The sequence below is a fragment of the Paenibacillus sp. FSL M7-0134 genome (genome assembly GCF_038007865.1).
GTDB classification, from domain to species: domain Bacteria; phylum Bacillota; class Bacilli; order Paenibacillales; family Paenibacillaceae; genus Paenibacillus; species Paenibacillus polymyxa_B.
Map to the genome: position 1 here is coordinate 3,246,334 of NZ_JBBOXV010000001.1, position 22,698 is coordinate 3,269,031.

The 22,698-nt window shown below is 45.1% G+C and carries 17 protein-coding genes; 14 read left to right on the forward strand and 3 right to left on the reverse strand.

The genetic code is table 11. The features are described from left to right. The first annotated feature begins 158 nt into the window (after positions 1 to 158). The 8 genes from pdhA (at position 159) to NSQ58_RS14680 (ending at position 11,538) form a co-directional block, all read left to right on the forward strand. A complete protein-coding gene (pdhA, locus tag NSQ58_RS14645; RefSeq protein ID WP_013310511.1) occupies positions 159 to 1,226 on the forward strand; it encodes a pyruvate dehydrogenase (acetyl-transferring) E1 component subunit alpha in 1,068 nt (355 codons plus the stop codon). A gap of 100 nt (positions 1,227 to 1,326) precedes the next feature. Beyond that, positions 1,327 to 2,307 carry an alpha-ketoacid dehydrogenase subunit beta gene (locus NSQ58_RS14650; protein WP_013310510.1) on the forward strand — a complete coding sequence of 327 codons (981 nt, stop codon included), beginning with the start codon at positions 1,327 to 1,329 and terminating at the stop codon, positions 2,305 to 2,307. 34 nt (positions 2,308 to 2,341) lie between these two features. After that, a complete protein-coding gene (locus tag NSQ58_RS14655; protein ID WP_053325598.1) occupies positions 2,342 to 3,955 on the forward strand; it encodes a 2-oxo acid dehydrogenase subunit E2 in 1,614 nt (537 codons plus the stop codon). A gap of 3 nt (positions 3,956 to 3,958) precedes the next feature. Further along, the gene (gene lpdA, locus NSQ58_RS14660; protein WP_023988970.1) at positions 3,959 to 5,380 is read left to right on the forward strand and encodes a dihydrolipoyl dehydrogenase; all 1,422 of its coding nucleotides are present in this window, start codon (positions 3,959 to 3,961) and stop codon (positions 5,378 to 5,380) included. Between the two features lie 255 nt (positions 5,381 to 5,635). Continuing rightward, on the forward strand, positions 5,636 to 6,430 hold the full coding sequence (thyA, locus tag NSQ58_RS14665; RefSeq protein WP_023988969.1) for a thymidylate synthase: 795 nt from the start codon (positions 5,636 to 5,638) through the stop codon (positions 6,428 to 6,430). Between the two features lie 17 nt (positions 6,431 to 6,447). Continuing rightward, positions 6,448 to 6,936: a dihydrofolate reductase gene (locus NSQ58_RS14670; RefSeq protein ID WP_053325596.1), complete on the forward strand. Its 489-nt coding sequence runs from the start codon at positions 6,448 to 6,450 to the stop codon at positions 6,934 to 6,936. Between the two features lie 238 nt (positions 6,937 to 7,174). After that, positions 7,175 to 8,662: a glutamate synthase subunit beta gene (locus NSQ58_RS14675; RefSeq protein WP_023988967.1), complete on the forward strand. Its 1,488-nt coding sequence runs from the start codon at positions 7,175 to 7,177 to the stop codon at positions 8,660 to 8,662. Positions 8,663 to 9,189: 527 nt separating this feature from the next. After that, positions 9,190 to 11,538 carry a type IA DNA topoisomerase gene (locus NSQ58_RS14680; protein WP_341057639.1) on the forward strand — a complete coding sequence of 783 codons (2,349 nt, stop codon included), beginning with the start codon at positions 9,190 to 9,192 and terminating at the stop codon, positions 11,536 to 11,538. A 69-nt stretch (positions 11,539 to 11,607) separates the two neighbouring features. On the opposite strand, the gene NSQ58_RS14685 is transcribed toward NSQ58_RS14680, so the two are convergent. Next, on the reverse strand, positions 11,608 to 12,372 hold the full coding sequence (locus NSQ58_RS14685; RefSeq protein ID WP_028541704.1) for an HAD family hydrolase: 765 nt from the start codon (positions 12,370 to 12,372) through the stop codon (positions 11,608 to 11,610). A 66-nt stretch (positions 12,373 to 12,438) separates the two neighbouring features. Next, positions 12,439 to 13,356 carry a hypothetical protein gene (locus tag NSQ58_RS14690; RefSeq protein ID WP_023988964.1) on the reverse strand — a complete coding sequence of 306 codons (918 nt, stop codon included), beginning with the start codon at positions 13,354 to 13,356 and terminating at the stop codon, positions 12,439 to 12,441. 437 nt (positions 13,357 to 13,793) lie between these two features. On the opposite strand from NSQ58_RS14690, the gene NSQ58_RS14695 reads away from it, so the two are divergent. From NSQ58_RS14695 to NSQ58_RS14715, 5 genes are all read left to right on the forward strand, one after another. Next, positions 13,794 to 14,951 carry an MFS transporter gene (locus NSQ58_RS14695; protein WP_023988963.1) on the forward strand — a complete coding sequence of 386 codons (1,158 nt, stop codon included), beginning with the start codon at positions 13,794 to 13,796 and terminating at the stop codon, positions 14,949 to 14,951. 82 nt (positions 14,952 to 15,033) lie between these two features. Next, positions 15,034 to 15,759 carry a phosphonate ABC transporter ATP-binding protein gene (locus NSQ58_RS14700; RefSeq protein WP_023988962.1) on the forward strand — a complete coding sequence of 242 codons (726 nt, stop codon included), beginning with the start codon at positions 15,034 to 15,036 and terminating at the stop codon, positions 15,757 to 15,759. Continuing rightward, complete coding sequence (locus NSQ58_RS14705) at positions 15,756 to 17,090, forward strand: hypothetical protein (protein ID WP_023988961.1); 1,335 nt, start codon at positions 15,756 to 15,758, stop codon at positions 17,088 to 17,090. Before NSQ58_RS14700 ends, NSQ58_RS14705 begins: the two co-directional genes overlap by 4 nt. 1 nt (position 17,091) lies before the next feature. Next, complete coding sequence (locus NSQ58_RS14710; RefSeq protein ID WP_023988960.1) at positions 17,092 to 17,790, forward strand: response regulator transcription factor; 699 nt, start codon at positions 17,092 to 17,094, stop codon at positions 17,788 to 17,790. Further along, entirely contained in the window at positions 17,787 to 19,217 is a 1,431-nt protein-coding gene (locus NSQ58_RS14715) for a sensor histidine kinase (RefSeq protein ID WP_023988959.1), read from the forward strand. The genes NSQ58_RS14710 and NSQ58_RS14715 overlap by 4 nt, the downstream gene beginning before the upstream one ends. Positions 19,218 to 19,296: 79 nt before the next feature. Here NSQ58_RS14715 and NSQ58_RS14720 read toward each other — a convergent pair whose 3' ends face one another. Beyond that, on the reverse strand, positions 19,297 to 20,523 hold the full coding sequence (locus tag NSQ58_RS14720) for a glucose-1-phosphate adenylyltransferase (protein WP_341057640.1): 1,227 nt from the start codon (positions 20,521 to 20,523) through the stop codon (positions 19,297 to 19,299). Positions 20,524 to 20,759: 236 nt separating this feature from the next. On the opposite strand from NSQ58_RS14720, the gene glgB reads away from it, so the two are divergent. Further along, on the forward strand, positions 20,760 to 22,682 hold the full coding sequence (gene glgB, locus NSQ58_RS14725; protein WP_023988957.1) for a 1,4-alpha-glucan branching protein GlgB: 1,923 nt from the start codon (positions 20,760 to 20,762) through the stop codon (positions 22,680 to 22,682). Positions 22,683 to 22,698: the final 16 nt, after the last annotated feature.

A 22,698-nucleotide genomic window follows, 5' to 3' on the forward strand; every position in this document is an offset into this window, starting at 1 on the left:
TAAGCTGTTATAGTAAAAAACATACCCTGTTACACACACAAAAATGTGGCAAACTCAAAAAAAATAACTAAATCTTTGACGCGAGCGATATAACAGGTGTATAATAATCCTATAACAGCGGAACTTGATATTCAAATTTTTTTGTTGAGGTGAAGAAAATGAGCAAGGTTCCTTATGAAGTTTACACAGAGGAAGTTGAGGCGCTGTCCGTACTTTCTCCGGATGGTGAAATTATCAATAAAGATATGTTGCCTAAACTTACAGATGATCAATTGAAAGAAATTATGTATCGAATGGTATTTACACGTACTTGGGATGACCGTGCCGTTAACTTAGGCCGTCAAGGACGTCTCGGTTTCTACGCTCCGGTATCCGGACAAGAAGCAACCATGATTGGTAGCGAATATGCGCTCCAAAAAGAAGACTTTATTGCTCCAGGCTACCGCGATATTCCGCAAATCGTTTGGCATGGCCTGCCATTATACCAAGCTTTCTTGTATTCCCGTGGTCATCAACACGGCGGCCAAGTGCCGGACGGTGTTAATGTACTGATGCCGCAAATCATCATTGGCGCGCAAATTTTGCATGCTATGGGTATTGCTATGGGTTACAAACTGAAAAAGCAAAAACAAGTCGCCATTACATATACAGGTGACGGCGGTTCTTCCGAAGGTGATTTCTACGAAGGCCTGAACTATGCTGGTGTATACAAGTTGCCAGTTATTTTCTTTGTGCAAAACAATGGTTACGCGATCACGACTCCATTTTCAAAACAAACGGCTGCTCTTTCGATCGCTCATAAAGCAGTAGCTGCTGGTATTAAAGGTGTGAAAATTGACGGCATGGACGTGCTTGCAGTTATTAAAGCCGTTCAAGAAGCTGCAGAACGTGGACGTAATGGTGAAGGTGCTACATTGATTGAAGCTGTAACGTACCGTTTCCGTCCGCATTCCCTTTCTGATGATGCAACAAAATATCGTTCCAAAGAAGAAGAAGGCGAATGGAATGCGAAAGATCCGATTGCCCGCTTTGCGAAATACCTTGAGAAAAAAGGTCTTTGGACTGAAGAAGATACAGCTCGCGTAAAAGAAGAAGCTAAGGCAAAAGTGAACGAAGAGATCAAAAAAGCCGAGAAAACAGAGAAAATGACAATTCCTGGCCTGATTGATAGCATGTTCGAAACAACGCCTAAGCACTTGGAAGAACAAAAAGCTGATTTTAAATAATTGAACTTAAAAGAGACCGGGCGGTAACCCGATCCGGTCTGCTTTTCGATTGACCTGAACTGAAATTGATCTGTCAATGTTTAAGGAGGAAATGAAGCAAATGGCACAAATGAACATGAAAGAAGCGATTCGTGACGCACTGCGCGTAGAGTTGAAACGCGACCCTAACGTCCTGCTTTTCGGTGAAGACGTAGGTCATGTAGGTGGCGTATTCCGCGCTACGGAAGGTCTGCAAAAAGAATTTGGCGAAGAACGTGTATTCGATACTCCGCTAGCGGAATCCGCAATCGGGGGTCTTGCTGTGGGTCTGGGTATTCAAGGCTTCCGCCCTGTAGCTGAAATCCAGTTCGTAGGCTTTATCTTTGAAGCACTCGATCAAATGGCAATTCAAGCATCCCGTATGCGTTACCGTTCCGGTGGACGTTACAATTCTCCAATCGTATTCCGTACACCTTTTGGTGGTGGTGTTAAGGCAGCCGAGCTGCATACAGATTCCTTGGAAGGTCTTCTGGCTCAAACACCTGGTATCAAGGTTGTTGTTCCTTCCAACCCTTACGATGCAAAAGGCCTTATGATCGCGTCTATACGCGACAATGATCCAGTATTTTTCATGGAGCATTTGAACCTGTATCATGCATTCCGCGCTGAAGTTCCTGAGAATGATTACACAGTTGAACTGGGCAAAGCTAATGTAGTTCGTGAAGGTTCCGATGTGACGATCATTACTTACGGTATGATGGTACACACTTCGATTAAAGCTGCTGATGAGCTGGAAAAAACAAAAGGTATCAAAGTAGAAATCATTGATTTGCGTACCATTAGCCCGATTGACATTGATACCGTTGTTGCTTCTATTCAAAAAACCAATCGTGCCATCGTTGTTCAAGAAGCGCAAAAGAGTTCCGGTGTAGCTGCTGAAGTTATTGCACAAATTAACGAAAAAGCAATCCTGCATCTGGAAGCACCCGTTCTGCGTGTAGCAGGTCCAGATACCGTTTATCCTTTTGCTCAAATTGAAGATACTTGGTTGCCAACGCCAACACGTATCATTGATGCGGTTAATAAAGTATTGGAATTTTAATTAAAGCACACCGTAAATTTGGGAGGTTTTAAACGTGGCTAAATTTGAATATAAATTCCCGGAGCTAGGTGAAGGTCTTCACGAAGGCGAAATCATCAAGATTCACATCAAGCCCGGCGACAAAGTAACAGATGAAGATATCATCATGGAAGTACAAAACGATAAGGCTGTAGTTGAAGTTCCTTGTCCGGTTAATGGTACAGTACAAGAAGTATTTGCCAAAGACGGCGACATCTTTAACGTAGGTCAAGTCGTAGCTGTAATTGATGCAGAAGGTGAACTTCCTGAACAAGAAGATGCACCAGAAGCACCAGCTGCTAGCCCTGAACCAAGTGCTGCTGCACAAGGCGGAGCTGCAGGTACAGCTAGATTTGAATATAAATTCCCAGAGCTGGGTGAAGGTCTTCACGAAGGCGAAATCATCAAGATTCACATCAAGCCCGGCGACAAAGTAACAGATGAAGATATCATCATGGAAGTACAGAACGATAAGGCAGTAGTTGAAGTTCCGTGTCCAGTCAATGGTACGGTTCAAGAAGTATTTGCCAAAGACGGCGACATCTTTAATGTAGGTCAAGTTGTGGCTGTAATCGCTGCAGAGGGCGAACTTCCTGAACAAGAAGATGCACCAGCTGCTGTGAAACAAGAAGAGGATGCTGCAAAAGGCGGAGCTAACACAAAACCAGTTGCAACACCTGCTGCTTCTAACAAAGACGTATTGGCTACACCTAGCGTCCGCAAATTTGCTCGTGAGCAAGGTGTGAACATCGCTCAAGTGAGTGGCTCCGGCAAAAATGGTAAAATCACCAAAGAAGATGTAGAAGCTTTCAAAAATGGTGGAGGTCAAGCGGCTGCACCAGTAGCGAAAGAAGCTGCAAAAGCACAAGAGCCTGCTAAGAAAGAAGCGAAAGCTGCAGCACCATCCGCACCAGCAGCAGATCCACGTGCTGAGGAAGAGCGCGTACCATTTAAAGGTATCCGCAAAGCTATTTCCAATGCTATGGTTAAATCGGCTTATACGGCTCCGCACGTTACGATTATGGATGAAGTAGATGTAACTGAACTGGTTGCTTTCCGTACTCGTATCAAACCAATTGCTGAGAAGAAAGGCACAAAAGTAACTTACCTGCCATTCATCGTAAAAGCTTTGGTTGCTGCTTCCCGTCAATTCCCGGCTCTGAATGCCACGATCGACGAAGAAGCAAACGAAATTGTCTACAAAAAATACTACAACATCGGTATCGCTACAGATACAGACAACGGCTTGATCGTTCCTGTTATCAAAGATGCTGATCGTAAGAGTATCTGGATGATTGCTGATTCCATTCGTGATCTAGCTGTGCGCGGTCGTGATGGAAAATTGGCTGCGAATGAGATGAGAGGGAGCACAATCTCCATCACTAACATCGGTTCCGCAGGCGGTATGTTCTTTACTCCAATCATTAACTTCCCTGAAGTTGCGATTTTGGGTACTGGCCGCATCAGTGAAAAAGCAGTCGTGAAAAACGGTGAAATTGTAGCTGCTCCAGTAATGGCTCTTTCCTTGAGCTTTGACCACCGTATTATTGACGGTGCAACTGCTCAAAACTTCATGAACTATATCAAACAGCTGCTCGCTAACCCTGAGTTGCTTGTTATGGAGGTGTAATCAATGGTAGTAGGAGACGCTTCTCTGGATATTGACACATTGGTTATCGGTGCGGGTCCTGGCGGCTATGTAGCTGCCATCCGTGCCGCACAATTGGGACAAAGCGTATTGATCGTTGACAAATCTGAGCTGGGCGGTGTCTGTCTGAACCGTGGATGTATTCCATCCAAAGCTTTGATCTCTGCAGCTCATCAATACGAAGCAGCTAAACATGGCGAGTCTTTCGGTATTACGGCTGAAAACGTAAAAGTAGACTTTGCTAAAACACAAGAATTCAAAAACGGTGTTGTTAAGAAAATGACAGGCGGCGTAAGTGGCTTGCTCAAAGGCAACAAAGTTGAAGTTTTCAATGGTGAGTGCATGTTCATCAACGAAAACGAAGCGCGTGTATTCAACGAACATGAATCACCACGTTACCGTTTTAAAAATGCAATTATCGCAACAGGTTCCCGTCCAATCGAACTGAAACCATTCCCATTTGGCGGGCGCATTCTGTCTTCTACAGAAGCATTGAACCTGCCTGAAATTCCGAAAAGCCTGATCGTAATCGGTGGTGGATACATTGGTGCAGAGCTTGGACAAATGTACTCCAAATTCGGTTCCAAAGTAACGATTATTGAAGGTATGGATACAGTGCTTCCTGGTTTCGACAAAGATATGACTTCAATCGTTGCGAAAAGCATGAAGAAAACTGGCATCGAAATCTTCACTGGCGCTAAAGCGGAAAGTGCAGAGCAAACAGATAAAGACGTAACAGTGAAATTCTCCGTTAACGGCGAAAGCAAAGAAGTAACTGCTGATTATCTGCTTGTAACTGTTGGACGTCGTCCAAACACTGACGGTGAACTGGGTCTGGATCTGATTGGCCTCGAACTGGATGAGCGCGGAATGGTGAAAGTTGACCACCAAGGACGTACTAGCATTCCTCACATCTTTGCAATCGGCGATATCGTAGCTGGTCTTGCTCTGGCGCACAAAGCTTCTTACGAAGGTAAAGTAGCTGCTGAAGCAATCGCAGGCGAGCCGTCTGTAGTAGATTACAAGTGTATGCCGGCTGTCGTTTTCACAGATCCAGAATGCTCCAGTGTAGGCTACACAGAGACACAAGCCAAAGAAAAAGGCTACAATGTCAAAGTTGGCAAGTTCTCTTATGGAGCAAACGGTCGTGCGGTTTCCCTGAACGCTGCTGAAGGTTTTGTGAAAATCGTAGCTGACGCTGACACAGGTCTGGTACTGGGTACGCAAATCGTAGGTCTGGAAGCTTCCAACCTTATTGCTGAGCTGGGTCTGGCGATTGAAATGGGTGCTACACTCGAAGATATCTCCTTGACTATTCATGCTCACCCTACATTGGGCGAAATCGTTATGGAAGCAGCGGAAGTCGTGCTGGGTCATCCGATCCACGCATTGGCACCACGTCGCTAATACCATTTTTCATTATCTCGTTTTTGGTTTTCATACATGACAAAGAGAGGCAAGGAGCGCTATATCTGCGCTCTTTGTCTCTTTTTTTTTCAAGCTTTAGGATTTTCAGGACTACCATGAAAATTCACACAGTACATGGTCAACGAAGCACCGTACATGATAAACTAAATATAGATATTGGTGCAGAAAAAGAATTTTAAAGATTAGAATCTGGCGATGCCAGGTTTTTATTCATGCTCAAAGGAGAGGAATAACGTGCGTAACTATTTGGAACTGCTAGAGGATATTTTAGAGAATGGAGTAAAAAAAGAGGATCGTACAGGAACGGGTACACTATCTGTTTTCGGAAGACAACTTCGTTTTGATCTGGCCAAGGGCTTCCCCTTGGTGACCACCAAAAGAGTACATTTGAAATCCGTTATTCATGAGCTGTTATGGTTTTTGCGGGGAGATACCAACATTTCTTATCTCAAGGAGAACGGAGTTACCATTTGGGATGAATGGGCGGATGAGCAGGGCAATCTGGGGCCTGTATATGGATCACAATGGCGCTCGTGGGAAACAACAGATGGACAACATATTGACCAAATTTCGAATGTCATTGAGGCTATTAAAAATAATCCGGATTCACGTCGACACATCGTCAGTGCTTGGAATGTAGCTGAAATCGAATCGATGAAGTTGCCGCCATGTCATTTTGTATTTCAGTTCTATGTAGCTGGAGGGAAACTTTCCTGTATGCTAACGATGCGTTCTGTGGATACCTTTTTAGGGTTACCGTTCAATATCGCAAGTTATGCATTGCTAACGCATATGGTTGCACAGCAGTGCGGTTTGGAGCCCGGCGAATTTATTTGGTCAGGCGGCGATGTGCATATTTATTCAAATCATATGCAGCAAGTGCATACGCAGTTGGAACGTGATCCTTATCCGTTGCCTCAGTTGAAAATTCTGCGCAAGCCGGATTCGATTTTTGATTATACCTACGACGATTTTGCTTTTGAAAATTACGAGTATCATCCAGGGATTAAGGCGCCTGTCGCCATCTGATTAGAGGAGGTGGAAAAATGGGCATTTCAATGATATGGGCTATGGCACAAAATGGTGTGATTGGCCGGGATAACAAACTTCCCTGGCGCCTCCCTAGAGACATGGCTTTTTTCAAAGAGCAGACGATTAATAAAACGGTACTCATGGGACGCAAGACGTGGGAATCCTTTGGAGGAAAAAGCCTGCCAAACCGACGTAACGTCGTCTTGACTCGAGATCAGCGCTATCAGGCAGAAGGTGCGGAAGTAATTCATTCACTGGAAGAAGGGCTCCAATTAGCAAAGCAGGAGGAGTTAATGGTCATTGGAGGAGCGGAGATTTATTCACTGTTTTGGCCACATGCTGATCGGCTGATTGTGACTCGGATTGAGGAGACTTTTGAAGGCGATACAACCTTCCCTGAGCTGGGTTGGAACGGCTGGAATATAGTCAGTGAGACCCCGGGTATCAAGGATGACAAAAATCCCTATGAGTATCGTTTTGTTATTTACGAGAGAACGGAATAAGAATAGACTGTATCCGACCCCACTCATTTGAAAAATTAATAAACCATATAAAAAATCCTTTTGGCTGTTGATGCAGAAAGTTGCATAAGTTTTCATCACTTTTACGCTGTATTGTGATACAATAAATCAAATTCAACGAGAACAGACCCTTTCATAATACAAACAGACAAATTCGAATTTGACTTAAATTCTGAATGGATGATCGGGGTTCATAAGCGAAGAGATGGGGGAACGTAACATGTCTACACCAACTGGATTTATGGAATACACACGGCAGCTTCCTACAGACCGGGACCCGGCAGAGCGTATAAAGGATTGGGAAGAATTCCATAAGCATATGTCCGAAGAAGAGCTGCGTACCCAAGGGGCGCGTTGTATGGACTGCGGAACTCCTTATTGTCATACGGGGATGGATATCATGGGAGCAACTTTAGGCTGCCCGGTTCATAATCTCATTCCGGAATGGAACAATCTCGTATATCGTGGTTTGTGGAAGGAAGCACTAGAGCGGCTGCACAAAACGAATAACTTCCCGGAATTCACAGGTCGTGTCTGTCCTGCGCCATGTGAAGGTTCGTGTACAGTCGGCCTGATCGGACAGTCTGTTACAATTAAAACCATTGAGGAAGCTATTATCGAAAAAGGCTTTGAGGAAGGTTGGGTCGTTCCTAATCCGCCAGAAAAGCGTACAGGCAAACGTGTGGCTGTTGTTGGTTCGGGTCCGGCAGGTTTGGCTGCAGCTGCTCAGCTTAACAAAGCAGGGCACAGCGTGACTGTGTATGAGCGTGCGGACCGTGTGGGTGGATTATTGATGTATGGAATACCGTCTATGAAATTGGATAAGAAGGTTGTTCAGCGGCGTGTGGATTTGCTAGAGGCTGAAGGTATTCAATTCATCACAAATACGGAAATCGGCAAAGATATCCCTACCGATCAGTTGATTGCTGAATATGATGCGGTTGTCCTATGCGGTGGTTCTACGAAGCCAAGAGAATTCAACATTGAAGGTAGCGATTTGAAGGGTGTTCATTATGCGATGGACTATCTGAATGGTACCATCAAAAGTTACTTGGATTCCAACCTGGAAGATGGCAACTATTTGTCCTCCCAAGGTAAAGACGTTATTGTAATCGGTGGTGGTGATACGGGTTCAGACTGTGTAGCTACTTCTTTGCGTCATGGTTGTCGGAGTGTCACTCAATTTGGTACTCACACCAAAGCGCCTATGGAGCGTGACCCGATTGCCAATCCTTGGCCACAATTTCCAAACGTGTATTCTCTCGATTATGCACAGGAAGAAGCGAAGGCGCTGTTCGGAGAAGATCCGCGTGAGTTCTCCATCATGACGACCAAATTTGTAGGTGATGAGAACGGTAATTTGAAAGAGCTACACACCATTCAAATTCAACGGATTGTTGATGAAACGGGCCGCAAAATCTATCAACCGATTCCAGGTACGGAGCGCATATTCCCTGCACAAATTGCTCTTATTGCCATTGGATTTGATGGTCCTGAGCAAACGATTGTAGAGCAAATTGGTTTGGAGACGGATCGTCGCTCCAACGTTAAAGCACGTTATGGAAAATATGTTACCAATGTAGATAAGGTTTTTGCTGCAGGTGATATGCGTCGCGGACAAAGTCTTGTCGTGTGGGCTATTAATGAAGGTCGCGAAGCTGCACGAGAGGTTGATAAATACCTCATGGGCGCTACCGTTTTGGTGTAATTATAAATTTTATGTTACGGATCAGTCAAAGCTCCATCTTCGGATGGGGCTTTATTGTATTTCAAGCTGAGTCTGTCAGAAGCGATAAATGAATAAATGATTATTAAGCTGTGAAACATTGTGAAATTGATGTTAGTTAATGTAACTTCAATTTAATTATCTCACCATATATTTCTTATCTATATTGATCATAACATAAAAAAGAGTGTTTAGTGTAGCTTTTTTATAGGAAAAAGAATTAATTCACAAGAAAATTAGATAAAATCCGATATTTATGTAATATAAATTAACATATACATAACTTTTATTGACTGTTTAAAATCATGACCTGAGAGAAGCATGGCATCTATGGTATAATACACGTATATTGTTGAAGCGTTTGACTAAATGAATTTACAAAGGAGCTTTCATCGGGAGAAGGCTCCTTTTGCATGAGGCCAGGATACCTGTGTTTTCATTAACATTCCATGTATATGTATGATTCATGGAGGAGAAACAGAAGGCCGTCAGGAAGGAATGGAGTATGAATGAAGACGTTGATTATTGCTGAGAAACCAGATATGGGACGGACGATTGCCGCTGTTATGGAGCCGCGGGCTAAAAATAACCGTACCTATTTGGAAGGTGAGAAATACATTGTAACCTGGGCGATCGGACATTTGTTGGGTTTGGCTGAGCCGGATGCATACGATGATAAGTACAAACGATGGAATATTAAGGATCTTCCTATTATCCCTGAGCAGTTCAAAATTGTACCGAATCCGAAAACAAAAGATCAGCTGAAAATGATTGGTGAACTGGCTAAACGCTGCAATGCCATCGTAAATGCTTGTGATGCTGGACGGGAAGGGCAATATATTTTTGCGTTGATTCAGCAGCAATTGAAGTTGCATCAGCCAGTTAAGCGGCTGTGGATTTCAGATTTGACAGCGGAAAGTATTGCGACAGGCTTTGAACGATTGCGAGATGCTTCGGAGTTTGAATTTCTGACTCAAGCTGCGAGGGCACGAAGTGAAGCGGACTGGCTGATCGGAATGAATGCTTCCAGAGCGTTCACAACACGACATAATACACTGCTGTCAGTAGGACGGGTGCAAACTCCCGTGCTGGCACTGATTCATGACCGGGAAAAGGAAATTGAGGCATTTCAGTCTCAAACCTTCTATGATGTGTGGGCTGAATTTAAGCAAGAACAGATCAAGTACAAAGGTGCGTGGCAGGGGGATCGGTTGACGAAGCCAGAGGAAGCTGAGGCGATCGCTGCGGCCGTTCGCGGAAAAACAGGTGAAATCACCAAATATGATACTAAGCAGACAAAAGAGTATCCTTTTAAATTGTACGATTTAACGCTGCTTCAACGCGAGGCGAATGCCAAGTACGGTTATTCGGCCAAAAAAACACTGGATGTGGCACAAGCGCTTTATGAGCGACACAAGGTCATTTCCTATCCGCGTACCAATTCTAACTATGTGACAGAGCAAAATATAGACGGCATGCACAAGGCACTACGGATGCTGGGGACAGGTCCTTATGCTGATCTGGTACAACAAGCCAACCCCAATTTGGTCCATAAACAGAATAAATCGGTCTGCAATCCATCTCGTGTTGAGGATCACCATGCTATTCTGCCGACGTTAAAAAGGCCAGGAACGCTAAGCAAGGAGGAGCAAAATGTATATGACCTGGTTATTCGCAGGTTTTTATCACATTTTTTCCCGCCTGCTGAATATAAAATGCATACCGTAATGACGCAGGTGGACAAGCATCTGTTTAAAACAAATATCAAAGAGCTTCTTTCCTTGGGTTGGAAAGTAGTTTTAAGTAAGGTTGATCAGGATAAAGGTAAAAAGAGCAAATCACCGAAAAAAGAGGATGAAGAGGAAACGGACGAGTGGACGGATAAGAAGTTTGAGATTGATGCGGGGCGTCCCGTGGATTGTGTTCGGGCCGAGATGAAAGAAAAGGCGACTCAGCCCCCTAAAAGCTACACGGAGGGTACATTGCTTAAGGCGATGGAAAGCGCGGGCAAACAGATGGAGAATGAGGAATTGCGTGAGGTCATGAAGGACGCCGGTTTAGGCACACCTGCGACGCGGGCCGCCACAATTGAACGATTGAAAAAGGTTGGCTATATTGAAATGAAGGGCAAAAAGATTCTTATTACGGAAAAGGGAAAGATGGCTATTGACCTGATCCGTCATGCTGGGGTTGATCTATTAGCCTCGCCGGAGATGACTGGTCAATGGGAACGTCGTCTACACCAAATTTCCAAAGGAGAGGCGGCTCAAGAGAAGTTTATGGATAACGTTAAAAGATTTACGTTGTCCATCATTGACAAGGTGAGGCAGCAGCCACCGGCTCCGGCAAATGCCTTTGGCGAGGAAGCAAGGGGAAAGCGTACAGCTGGAAAAGAAGGCGCACGTAATGCACGCGCGAGTGGAGGCACCGCCGCTAAAGGGGTGGGGCGTGCTACATCAGGACGCGGTGGAAGCGCAACGCTGGAGCAGGCAGCAGCACCAGCAAGTCGTGCTGCGGGAACAGCGGGTTCCGCTGCACGCAGCTCCTCCGAAGGAGCCTCAGGCTTTTCGGTGAGCCAAAGGCAAGCTTTGGGTAGCTGCCCACGCTCTAATTGCGGCGGAAGCATTATAGAAGGCCGCAAAGGGTATGGGTGCAGCCACTACAAGCAGGGTTGTGGCTTTGTCGTCTGGAAGGAATATGCTGGAAAGCAGATTACCGGAACGATGCTCAAATCTCTGTTGACGAAGGGACAGACGCAATTGTTGTCTTTTAAGCGTAAAGATGGATCGACCGTCAAAGCGCGAATTGTTCTGAATGAACCAGGTACAGGACAACTTAGCGTTCGAGAGGAATCCTGAGACAGGGTTTAGACCACCATTTTGGCTGAATCAAAGGTTGAATAACATTTTAAAAACAAAAAAGGGACCCTATCCGAGGGTCCTTTTTTGTTGATGCAATTGTATGCTTTCGTGGATAACTCGTGGTACTTCCGTTAGCTTCTGTATCGTATACATCACGGAGTTCACGTTTTTTTGCAATTCAACCATATTGTAAATCCATTCCTTAGGCTGCTTGAGATACACAGCATGAATACCTGCGGCAAGGGCTGGAGATACATCAGTGCGCAGAGAATTCCCGATCATCCAGGTGATGCTTCGGTCCAAGCGATTCATCTGGATGATTTCTTCCAGTGCTTCGACATTTTTATGCTGGCGAATGTAGATGCGCTCATTAAAGTAGGTAGCCAGTTTCATTTGTTCAATCTTTCTTTCTTGAATGATCTGCTCACCCCCAGTATAAAGATGGAGGGAATGCCCTGCTTTTTGGAGGGAGTTCAACGTTTCGACCATGCCTGGATACGGTTCGATTTCCTGTTCGTACACACTTCGGCCAAGAGAGCGAAGCTCCTGCTCTTCCCGAAAATCGAGACGGCGTCCGAATTGTTCCGAGAAAAATTGGTACGTATCTATCAGAGATTGTGGAAAATGCTCGCTGGCAAAGCCCACTTGATGAACTCCAGCCACATCAATTTCGATTTGTTTTTCACGAATCGTATTTTTCGTTAGATTATGAGTTGCAAACCATTCCTGAAGCAAATCGAAAAAGTGGTTGAGGATAAGGTCAAAATACTTGTTGCAGTGGACTAAGGTGTCATCAAGATCAAATAAAATGTGCTGCTTCGGATACGACATGATGCATACTCCTTCCAAGCCAAAGCTTTAACGCTGCTTTGGTTATAACTAAAAGTACATTTTAAATTACAATCCAATATAGGATTCCAAAAATACCTGTAAATCAGCCGCGCCATCGGGACGGATGCTGAATTTTTCCTTATGATAACGTCCGATGTGAATACGGAGCAGACCAGCCACTCGTAAAATCATCATATCAGACATGAGTGTATCTTCCAAACGGCTCAAATCATGGCGCATATCTTCGAGAGACTTAGGACCTTGAGCTACATAACGCAGAATTCGCAGCCGCTGCGGATCATTGACCGCACGAGTGAGCCGTAGCAGAAGCGTAGGCGGTTCTTCCTCGCTCTCCTCGGGAATATCTACCGGATACTGGATCAGCAGTGTGCGGGTATAAAAACAGTATGAATTAATCGGGCGATTATGGACAACCGGAAATAGGACTACTGTATCCAGGTCTTCCATGTGTGGCACGACTAGTCCAGCTGTCGCATACTCAACCAGTGCTTCCGGTTCCATTTTACTCAGTAGCATGCGTTTTTCCGCAGCGTCTTCTTCTGCCAACACACGTAGTTCGCCTTCCAAGGCCCGAAAATAATCACGGTCCCACAATTTGAGGAGTGGTGCGTATACCTTACGAATGCGTAAAGATTCTTCAAAGGTTAAAAAAGGGATATGCGGTACGAGCAGCTCAAACATATCTTTATCCGGACCGTGGTCCAAATAAGAGATATAATCAGATATTTCATCCGATTCCGGTCGAAGTAACGCCCAGGCATAGAGCGCGTCATAATCGCTAAAAGGGCAATCCTGAGCTGTAGCAAGCTCAGTACGAACTTCATGTTGTAGTCGTGCATCCACCTTGTCGATCCATTCATGGCCCAAGTCCATATCTTGGACCCACTTTTTAGTCACATAGGCCATGAAGCTGCCGAGCAATTCATAAATTGGAGAAGTGTCTATTTTAATTTGATAACTCATGGAACCCAATGCCTCCTATTCTGTCTTCTAGCCCAGAGCGGTGAACGTAATTAAGCCCGTCCATAAGCAAAACATGAGCATTTTAATAATTGCTCACTTATTTATTATGGCTTGTTCTGCCAGGGATTGTCCACTATAATATGAAATAGTGCGTTGTGACGTGAATGGGTTCGGATTGAACATACGAGGCTCCTTAACCAAAGGAGTCGGATACATACCAGACAAGCTCTTTCCGTAAAATCGTCATCTCAGATGGCGATTTTTTTCTTCTATTCTCTAATACACTAATTACACCTGAATTTGTATGTGTTTGTCGGTTTTGCAGGACGGTATGGAATACATAGTGATAAGAATTATTATTGATTATGGAATCAAATGCAAATCATTTCTTAACATTAATTTTAATTATTTTATTTGTTCGATCAGGAGGAGCTAGGATGTCGTCGTCGTTACGGGTTCATTATTTTATTTTAATTGCTGTTATTATTGTTGCCGGATTATGCCAAGGTTTATTATTACCTATTCTGTCTATCTCGTTGGAACAAATGGGAGTTTCATCTTCACTAAACGGAATGAATGCGGCTGCCCTGTATATTGGCTCATTCGCAATGACGTTGGTGGCAGAACGGACATTGGGCTTGTTGGGGTTCAAAAAGCTGATGGCCGGAGGGCTTGTGCTAGTGCTCATTACGCTGCTGCTGTTCCCGCTAATCCCTGATATTCGGGTATGGTTCGTACTGCGTCTGCTAGTAGGTATTGGTGACAGTGCACTGCACTACTCTGCGCAGCTATGGATATTGCTGGTGACTCCAGCAGAGAAGCGAGGCCGCAACATTTCCTTTTATGGTATGTCATACGGTCTGGGTTTTGCATTAGGACCATTGGGATTATGGCTACTCGATTATGGAATGCTGGTTCCATTCGCTGCGTTGGCCTTATTGTGCTTGCTTGTCTTGCTGTTGGTGTTAATTAAGCTGCCGGACTCCAGACCGGAGAAGCTGGAGTCCGAGGCACGTCCCACTCAAAGATTTCGTCGCAGTTACAGCTGGGCATGGTACGCTCTTTTGCCAGCATTTCTATACGGCTATATGGAAGCGAGCCTGAACAGTAACTTTCCAGTCTATGGCCTACGTATTGGCTTTCATACCGATGAAATCGCCGCCTTGCTGCCGTTCGTCAGTTTGGGAGGGTTAGTGCTGCAGCTACCGCTAGGGATACTGAGTGACCGTTGGGGACGTAAAAAGGTGCTAATGAGCGTAGGTATAGCAGGGGGAATAACCTTTATGTTGCTACCATGGAGCGGTAATCATTTTATGTTCACTTTGATATTGCTGACCCTAGCAGGTGGTTTAGTAGGCTCCTTTTTCTCCCTCGGTTTGGCCTATGCCGCTGATCTGCTGCCCAAATCATTTTTAGCAGCCGCGAATGTACTGGCATCCTTTCACTTTAATCTGGGAAGTGTGATCGGACCTAATATTAGCGGAGGATTGCTGGACTATGGAACTCAAGGCAGCATGTTTCTTGTCCTTGGAGGTAGTTACGTTGTTTTCGGATTGTTAGGTCTGTTTTCCAGAAAAAGAGTACCGGCGGTTTAAAACTGCGGTTTGCATGGTATTTGTTTCACATTTACTATAAAATATAAACAGTATTGATGGCGCGCAAAGGGGAATCACTTAGATGATTAAAATTCGGAAGCTGACCAAGCAAGTGGGGCCTGAACGGACCCAGCTACTTCGAGGAATTGATGCTGAAATTCATCAGGGCGAATTCATTGCCATAGTAGGGCCAAGTGGAAGCGGCAAAACGACGTTGCTTCGCTGTCTTGCTTTACTAGAGCCATGGGATGAAGGCAGTTTAATTGTAGGTGGCAATGATGTGCTGAAATCCGGGTGGACGGGCAAGATGAAAATAAAGCGGGAATGGGCATACCTGGAGCAAAACCCGCATCTAAATATGAATCGAACCGCTCTTAAAAATGTGCTCATTGGCAGATCCGGTCAAACTCCAATGTGGAGAATGGTGACCGGTATGGTGCGTTCCGACGATTACATGGGAGCGATGGACGTACTGGAGGATCTGGGTCTGCTGGATAAGGCGCATGATAAATGCGACAAGCTCAGCGGTGGCGAGCGGCAGCGGGTAGCGACTGCGCGTGCTCTCGTGCACGGAGCCAAAGTTATTTTAGCTGATGAGCCTGTAAATGGACTTGATCCAGCTTCGGCAGCGCATGTATTGGAGACCTTTCGCAAGCTGTGTTCTGACGAGCGGGTGACGATCATTACTGTATTGCCGCTGGAAATGGCTGAACGCTTTGCTTCCCGTATATGGGGGTTGAATGATGGTGAATTGGTGTTTGATATTCAGGGAAGACGATTGACACAAGCAGAAAAGAACAAATTGTGAAGGGGACGGCAAGAGAAGTGAAAATAATGCTGTTGAGAATGGTAGCTGGCTGCTGTTCCTTGCTGCTCCTTGCTGGATTTTTAAGCGGCTGTAATGTTATTAGCGATCCCATTTCGCTGATGGAGACACCGACGATGTCTGACGAGAAACAGCAGTTGAATGGTGCAGTGAATACGCAACTAGGGGCGGTACAGCCTTTAAGACCGAATGACCCAGATGACCCGACGCCAATTCGGACGGGTGATCTGAACAATGATGGCACAGACGAAGCAGTGCTCTTTTATGAAACGCCAGATGAGAGCGTAAAAATACATGGTGCCTTGTTTGAAGATCAGGGCGGAACGTGGGTAAAGAAGCTAACGTTTGATGGGGAAGGCACTGTGCTAGAGTCATTTAAGCTCGTGGATTTAACGAATGATGGAACACTCGATATTGTAGCGGGTTTTTCCAGTGGAGATAGTGGCGATGGCGGGGATCAGAAGGGACTCATCGTGTATTCCTATACCGGAGGAACTCTGGAGAAAATATATGCTACAGGCTATACGGACTTCGTCGTAGATGATTTTAACCATAACAAGATGGACTTGAACGGGGATAATTTGAATGATTTGACGATTATCACGCTGCGACGTAATGAATTCTTTACAGTTAAAACATTTCAATTCAGTGGGGGAACCTTTAAGGAAATCGGATCGTTGGATTTGGACAGTCAGGTCTTAGGTGTCTATAATGTCGTTGCTGGCAAGGTAGCCGAGGGTAGGCAGGGGATTGTTATAGATACCAAAATTGCCCAGACCACTACCGTCTCCAATGTCATTGTGATGGATCACGGCAAGCTCAGGAAGCTTAATCTTATGGATGTCACCTTCAAGGATGCGACCATCGCCAGTGGTGATGTGGATGGTGACGGTATTCTGGAATTTGGTAATTTGGAGAAGCCAAAAGGTTGGAGTAACAAGCCGCTGGATGAGGTTCCATATTTTGTGTCGTTCTATCAGTGGGACGGGGCGAAAGGGACGATTTTTAAGCAGCAGCAGTATCGTGATTCTAATGAACAGGTCTACTTCAGATTACCGAAAGAGCTGCATGGCAAGGTGACGATTGATCCGAAAGTTTCGAAGAAGGACAGCTATTTGCGCTTCATTTTGGATGATACAGACAAAACGATTGCGGAAATTAAATTTTTCTCGTTGTCACAATGGGAGCGAAACAACGAAGGGTATAGCCAACTGTGGCGAACGAATGCGCAGGTCATTGGCATTAAGCGATCCAGTGAGCTGGAACCGCGTAAAACTATAAAAAACAAGATGGGGGAAAGGCAGGTAGAGTAGAGTGAGTAAAGTTTTAATCATGGAAGACGAGGAATCCATTCGCAGTTTTATTGTCATTAACTTGAAACGTAACGGTTTTGAGGTGCTGGAGGCGTCGGAAGGGCATGAGGCTCTGAATATTTTGAACACGGTGCGGGATATTGATATTGCACTGCTTGACGTAATGGTACCCGGTATGGATGGTTTTGAAGTCTGTCGGAGAATCCGGGAAACGAATGAGCGCATCGGCATTATTTTTCTCACAGCGAAGGTACAGGAGCAGGATAAGGTGTATGCCTTGTCTGTAGGGGCCGATGACCATGTGAGTAAACCTTTTAGCCCGACGGAGCTGATTGCACGGATTCAATCGTTATTGCGTCGGGTGAATGTACATCGTGAAACAGCAGCCAAAGTGTCCTTCCAGTCTGGACCGTTTACGCTAGATTTGATTGCTAAGCAATTTAAGAAGAGCGGGCAGCTGATCGAGTTGACACCGACTGAGTTTTCCCTGATTCAATTTTTTCTCGAAAAAGAAAACACGCCGCTCAGCCGAGATGTTCTACTTGATCACGTATGGGGCAAGGAATATATGGGCGATCCGAAAATTGTGGATGTGAACATCCGACGTTTGCGGCAGAAAATTGAAAACAATCCATCTGAGCCAGCTTTTTTACAAACAGTGTGGGGACATGGATATAAATGGAAAGGTCAGTCTCAATGATCAAAAAGGGGATTCGCCGACAGATTGTGCTTCACTATTTTTTCGTAGTGTTCTTGGCGCTTCTGTTAGTAGAAGTCATTTTTATGTTTGCACTCCGGTCGTACTATTACGATTCCATTTACAAACATATCGAAAGCCGTATCGAATCGGTAAGTGAATTTGCACCCAAATTCAAAGAGCCGGAACAGTCTTTGCAATCGTATTTGTTAAATACATTTTCTCTGCCCTTCACTGAACTGCAGTTGCTTGATGAACAGGGAAATGTAATTGATAACTCGACTAATTTTGCAGCAGATCTAAGTGTGCAAACAAGTGATGTGACACAAGCATTAGCTGGAGATACGGGCAAATGGATCGGAAAGCAACCGAGTACGGGGCAGCAGGTGATGGCGGTATCTCAAAAACTGGACAATATCGTCGGAGACCAGGTGTATGTTATTCGGTATACGACTTCGCTGGAATTGGTAAATGATAAGTTGTTTACGATTACGCTGTTTTCTCTTGGCATCATGGCAGCTGTACTGGTTATTGTATTTGTGGTCAGTACAGGGCTCGCGAATTCCATTGTTAGACCAATTAATAATATCCGCGATGTATCTGCTCAGATGGCTCAGGGGAGGTTTGATGCACGCATTGAAGGCGATTATCGCTATGAGTTGGGTGAACTGGCTTCGACTCTGAACTATATGGCACAGGAAATTGTCAGAACAAATCAAATCAAGGATGATTTTATATCATCCATATCTCATGAATTGCGTACTCCGCTTACATCTATTAAAGGTTGGAGTGAAACGTTAAATTCTGGCGGTTATGACCCGGAAGAGACGAAAATCGGGATGAAGATTATTTCTAAAGAGACGGATCGACTGATTGGCTTGGTGGAGGAAATCCTCGATTTTTCCAAGCTGGAGCAGAATGCCATGAAGCTTGTGATGGGAACGGTGGATCTACGGGAGCTTTTGCAGGAAATTATGCTGAACGTATGGGCCAAAGCAGAAATGAAGCAGATAAAACTTCAGCTGGATTCGGAGGAAACGGCATATCTCGTCCATGGAGACGGTAACCGTCTAAAACAGGTGTTTTTGAACATTGTGGACAATGCTATCAAGTTTTCGCATGAAAGCTCAATTATTTTCCTGTCTCTACAACGGATTGATGGCAATATCGAGATATCCGTACAAGATACAGGGATTGGAATTAGTGCTGAAAATCTTGCCAGAGTCAGAGACCGCTTTTTCCAGGTAGACCACCAAAACGGTGGTACTGGACTGGGATTGGCAATCTCGCAACAGTTTATCGAGCGTCATCATGGTCAGATGCTCATCAGAAGTGAACTGGGGGCTGGAACTACGATTACGGTTTCATTACCTGCTCTGCAAGCAGAACAATCCGTGGAACCATCACAACTTACTGAAGGACAGATTTAAAGCCTACTTATAGGTGTAATTAGAAAAACAGCCAGTCCTCTCAATCGGGAGGGCTGGCTGTTTTTAATTTGGGGGTACGTTATGAGGTAAAACCTTCGGCACGCAAGCGTGTATTGCGCTCGTAAGCTTCTTTCAGCATACGTGTAGTTTGCGGTCGTACCGCCATTTTACCAAATACCGTTTCATTGGGTCCGATGACCATAATTTCGCCCGGGTCACCTTTAATGACAGCACCATCGCGAATCACAGCACCTTCACCGATAATCGCATGTTCAATATGGACGTTACGTCCAATGCGTGTGTCAGGCATAACGATACTTTCTTTGATGGCTGATCCTTTACCTACCTCGACACCACTAAATACAACGGAGCGTTCTATTCGGCCCTCTACTTGGCAGGAATCATGCAGCAAGCTGCCCAATGGTTGTGGTTGACGGTTAGGTACCTTTTGTGCGCTCAACCTTGTGCGGCGTTCACGTGTATACATCGGCCAGTCCTTGCGTTGAAGGTCGATAGCACAATCATCCTGTAACAAATCCATGTGTGAATCCCATAGGCTTTTAACGGTACCCACGTCCTTCCAATAGCCCTGGAATTCATAAACGTACAAGGATTCTTGGTCCGCTAACATTTTAGGGATGATATCTTTACCAAAATCATGACTGGATTGAGCATCCTGTGCGTCTTCTAACAAGTAATTTCTTAAGTAATCCCATTTGAAAAGGTAAATCCCCATAGAGGCCAAATTACTTTCCGGTTTCTCCGGTTTCTCTGCAAATTCTGTGACACGCAGATCTTTATCGGCACTCATAACACCAAAACGGTGTGCTTCATCCCAAGGTACCTCCATGACAGAAATGGTAGCCGCAGCTCCTTTTTCCTTATGGTGGTTTAGCATTTCACGATAATTCATATAGTAAATATGATCACCGGATAAAATAAGCACATGCTCCGGATTTTGGCTGTCAATATATTCGATATTCTTATGAATAGCATCTGCCGTTCCTAAGTATTCAGCGTTACCTGTGTTATAAGATGGAAGCAGGGTAATTCCTTGGTCATCTGTTTTTGTAAGACCCCATGGTGTTCCATCCCCGATATGTTCGTGCAAGGATTCTGCCTCATATTGCGTCAGTACACCTACAGTATCAATGTCTGAATTTACGCAGTTACTGAGAGGAAAATCGATGATCCGGTAATGACCGCCAAAAGGTACGGCGGGTTTTGCAATCGTTGAAGTAAGGGGAGCAAGACGGCGTCCCTCTCCGCCTGCCAGCAGCATGGCAATGCATTCTTTATTAAACATTTCGTTTCCCTCCCGGTTTAGTTGTCAGTGTAGTACATACATAAACGGTATGGGGTACTCTTGAAACCATAAGGTATATAAGATTCCCCCAAAACTAAGGTTTATTTTTTTCCTAGTCATTTTTCTGTTCATTGTGGCTAGAATGGGGTAATAACTCAGGTCAGCTTTGACCCAAAAGCGAATGCATTACCGATTCATACATTTTTACTTACAAAACATATAAGGGTGGTGACGTGATGACAGACCAAACTCTTCCGCAACAGGCTATTTCATCGGAAGATATTTATTTGTTTCATGAAGGAACGCTTTATCACAGCTACCGATCTTTGGGTTCCCACCTTACTGTGGAGAACGGAGAACAGGGCGTCCGCTTTACGGTCTGGGCTCCTCATGCTCTCCATGTCGGGCTTGCTACAGATCGCAACAACTGGAATGGGGAACAGGATTCCTTATATAGGGTTCCCAAATCCGGTTTTTGGAGTCGTTTTTTTCCGGGGATATCCCAAGGAACTTTTTACAAATACGACATTACGGGGGCAAACGGTGAACGATTCCTGAAAGCAGACCCTTACGCGGTACGTGCTGAAGTGAGACCGGCAACGGCTTCTGTGGTAGCTTCTATAGATGGTTATGCTTGGAACGATGCGATTTGGCGCCGAAAACGTAGAGCACCTTATGGAAAGCCTCTGCACATATACGAGCTTCATCTGGGCACTTGGAAGCAAAAAGAAGATGGTACGTTTTATACATACAGGGAAATAGCAGATCTTCTTGTGCCTTATGTGACCGATATGGGGTATACACATATTGAGCTGATGCCGCTGAGTGAACATCCGTATGATCTTTCCTGGGGCTACCAGCTCACCGGATATTTTGCACTCACAAGCCGGTATGGAGAACCGCATGATTTTATGTATTTGGTGGATCGTTGCCATCAGGCGGGAATCGGAGTGCTGATGGATTGGGTTCCAGCCCATTTTGCCAAGGATGCTCATGGATTAAGGCTGTTTGACGGATCGCCCCTGTTCGAATACGCGGATCCGCTGATTGCGGAAAAGCCCGGCTGGGGAACACTGACGTTTGATTACAGCAAGCCGGAGGTGCGTTCTTTCCTGATATCTAATGCGCTATTCTGGATGGATGTGTACCATATTGACGGCCTGCGCGTAGATGCAGTGACGAGTATGCTACGACTGGATTTTGAAAAGCAGGACGGTCAATATCGTTTTAACTCTAAAGGAGGCATTGAAAATGAGGAGGCTATTGCCTTCCTTCAACAACTGAATGAAACAGTATTCCGCTATTATCCGTATGCTCTGATGATGGCAGAGGAGTCCAGTGCCTGGCCGATGGTGACTTCCCCGGTAAGCGATGGAGGACTCGGTTTTAATTACAAATGGAATATGGGCTGGATGAACGATACGCTTGATTATATCGAAACGGATTTCGATCAGAGGCCGGAGCGCCATAATTTGCTGACATTCCCCATAGCTTATGCGTACAGCGAGAATTTTACACTGCCGTTGTCGCACGATGAGGTTGTTCATGGTAAGAAGTCGTTGCTTGATAAAATGCCGGGTAGCTATGAGCAAAAATTTGCCGGGCTTCGAGCGCTTCTCGGTTACCAAATCACCTCACCGGGCAAAAAACTCTTATTTATGGGAGGGGAATTCGGCCAATTCATCGAATGGAAGGATGAGGAACAGCTTGACTGGTTTCTGCTGGATTATGACAGTCACCGTTCGCTGCACGCCTTTACGAAAGCGCTGAATCATTTGTATATTCAGGAAAAGGCATTATGGGAACTGGATCATTCGTGGGATGGATATCAGTGGATTGAGGCGGAGGACCGTGGGCAGAGCGTAATTACGTATTTACGTAAAAGTAAAAAGCCGGGAGATACACTGGTCGTGCTTATTAACTTTCAGCCCGTGCCCAGAGAGAACTACCGAATTGGGCTGGAAAAGGCCGGGAGTTATATCGAACTGCTGAACAGTGATCATAAGGACTTTGGGGGAAGGGACCAGCTGAATACGGGAATAATACGGACCGCCCCCATCCCTTGCCACGGACAGCTTCACAGCTTGGAGGTGACCATACCACCCCTGAGCATCGTTATACTCAAGAAAGCGCCTCGGAGGCCTAAAAAAGCAGATTAAACACATAAGGAGGAAG

What these genes read in the sequence shown, in the direction of transcription:
- pdhA (WP_013310511.1), top strand. Translation starts at nt 159, where the DNA reads ATGAGCAAGGTTCCTTATGAAGTTTACACAGAGGAAGTTGAGGCGCTG.
- NSQ58_RS14650 (WP_013310510.1), top strand. Translation starts at nt 1,327, where the DNA reads ATGGCACAAATGAACATGAAAGAAGCGATTCGTGACGCACTGCGCGTA.
- lpdA (WP_023988970.1), top strand. Translation starts at nt 3,959, where the DNA reads ATGGTAGTAGGAGACGCTTCTCTGGATATTGACACATTGGTTATCGGT.
- NSQ58_RS14670 (WP_053325596.1), top strand. Translation starts at nt 6,448, where the DNA reads ATGGGCATTTCAATGATATGGGCTATGGCACAAAATGGTGTGATTGGC.
- NSQ58_RS14675 (WP_023988967.1), top strand. Translation starts at nt 7,175, where the DNA reads ATGTCTACACCAACTGGATTTATGGAATACACACGGCAGCTTCCTACA.
- NSQ58_RS14680 (WP_341057639.1), top strand. Translation starts at nt 9,190, where the DNA reads ATGAAGACGTTGATTATTGCTGAGAAACCAGATATGGGACGGACGATT.
- NSQ58_RS14685 (WP_028541704.1), bottom strand. Translation starts at nt 12,372, where the DNA reads ATGTCGTATCCGAAGCAGCACATTTTATTTGATCTTGATGACACCTTA.
- NSQ58_RS14690 (WP_023988964.1), bottom strand. Translation starts at nt 13,356, where the DNA reads ATGAGTTATCAAATTAAAATAGACACTTCTCCAATTTATGAATTGCTC.
- NSQ58_RS14695 (WP_023988963.1), top strand. Translation starts at nt 13,794, where the DNA reads ATGTCGTCGTCGTTACGGGTTCATTATTTTATTTTAATTGCTGTTATT.
- NSQ58_RS14700 (WP_023988962.1), top strand. Translation starts at nt 15,034, where the DNA reads ATGATTAAAATTCGGAAGCTGACCAAGCAAGTGGGGCCTGAACGGACC.
- NSQ58_RS14715 (WP_023988959.1), top strand. Translation starts at nt 17,787, where the DNA reads ATGATCAAAAAGGGGATTCGCCGACAGATTGTGCTTCACTATTTTTTC.
- NSQ58_RS14720 (WP_341057640.1), bottom strand. Translation starts at nt 20,523, where the DNA reads ATGTTTAATAAAGAATGCATTGCCATGCTGCTGGCAGGCGGAGAGGGA.
- glgB (WP_023988957.1), top strand. Translation starts at nt 20,760, where the DNA reads ATGACAGACCAAACTCTTCCGCAACAGGCTATTTCATCGGAAGATATT.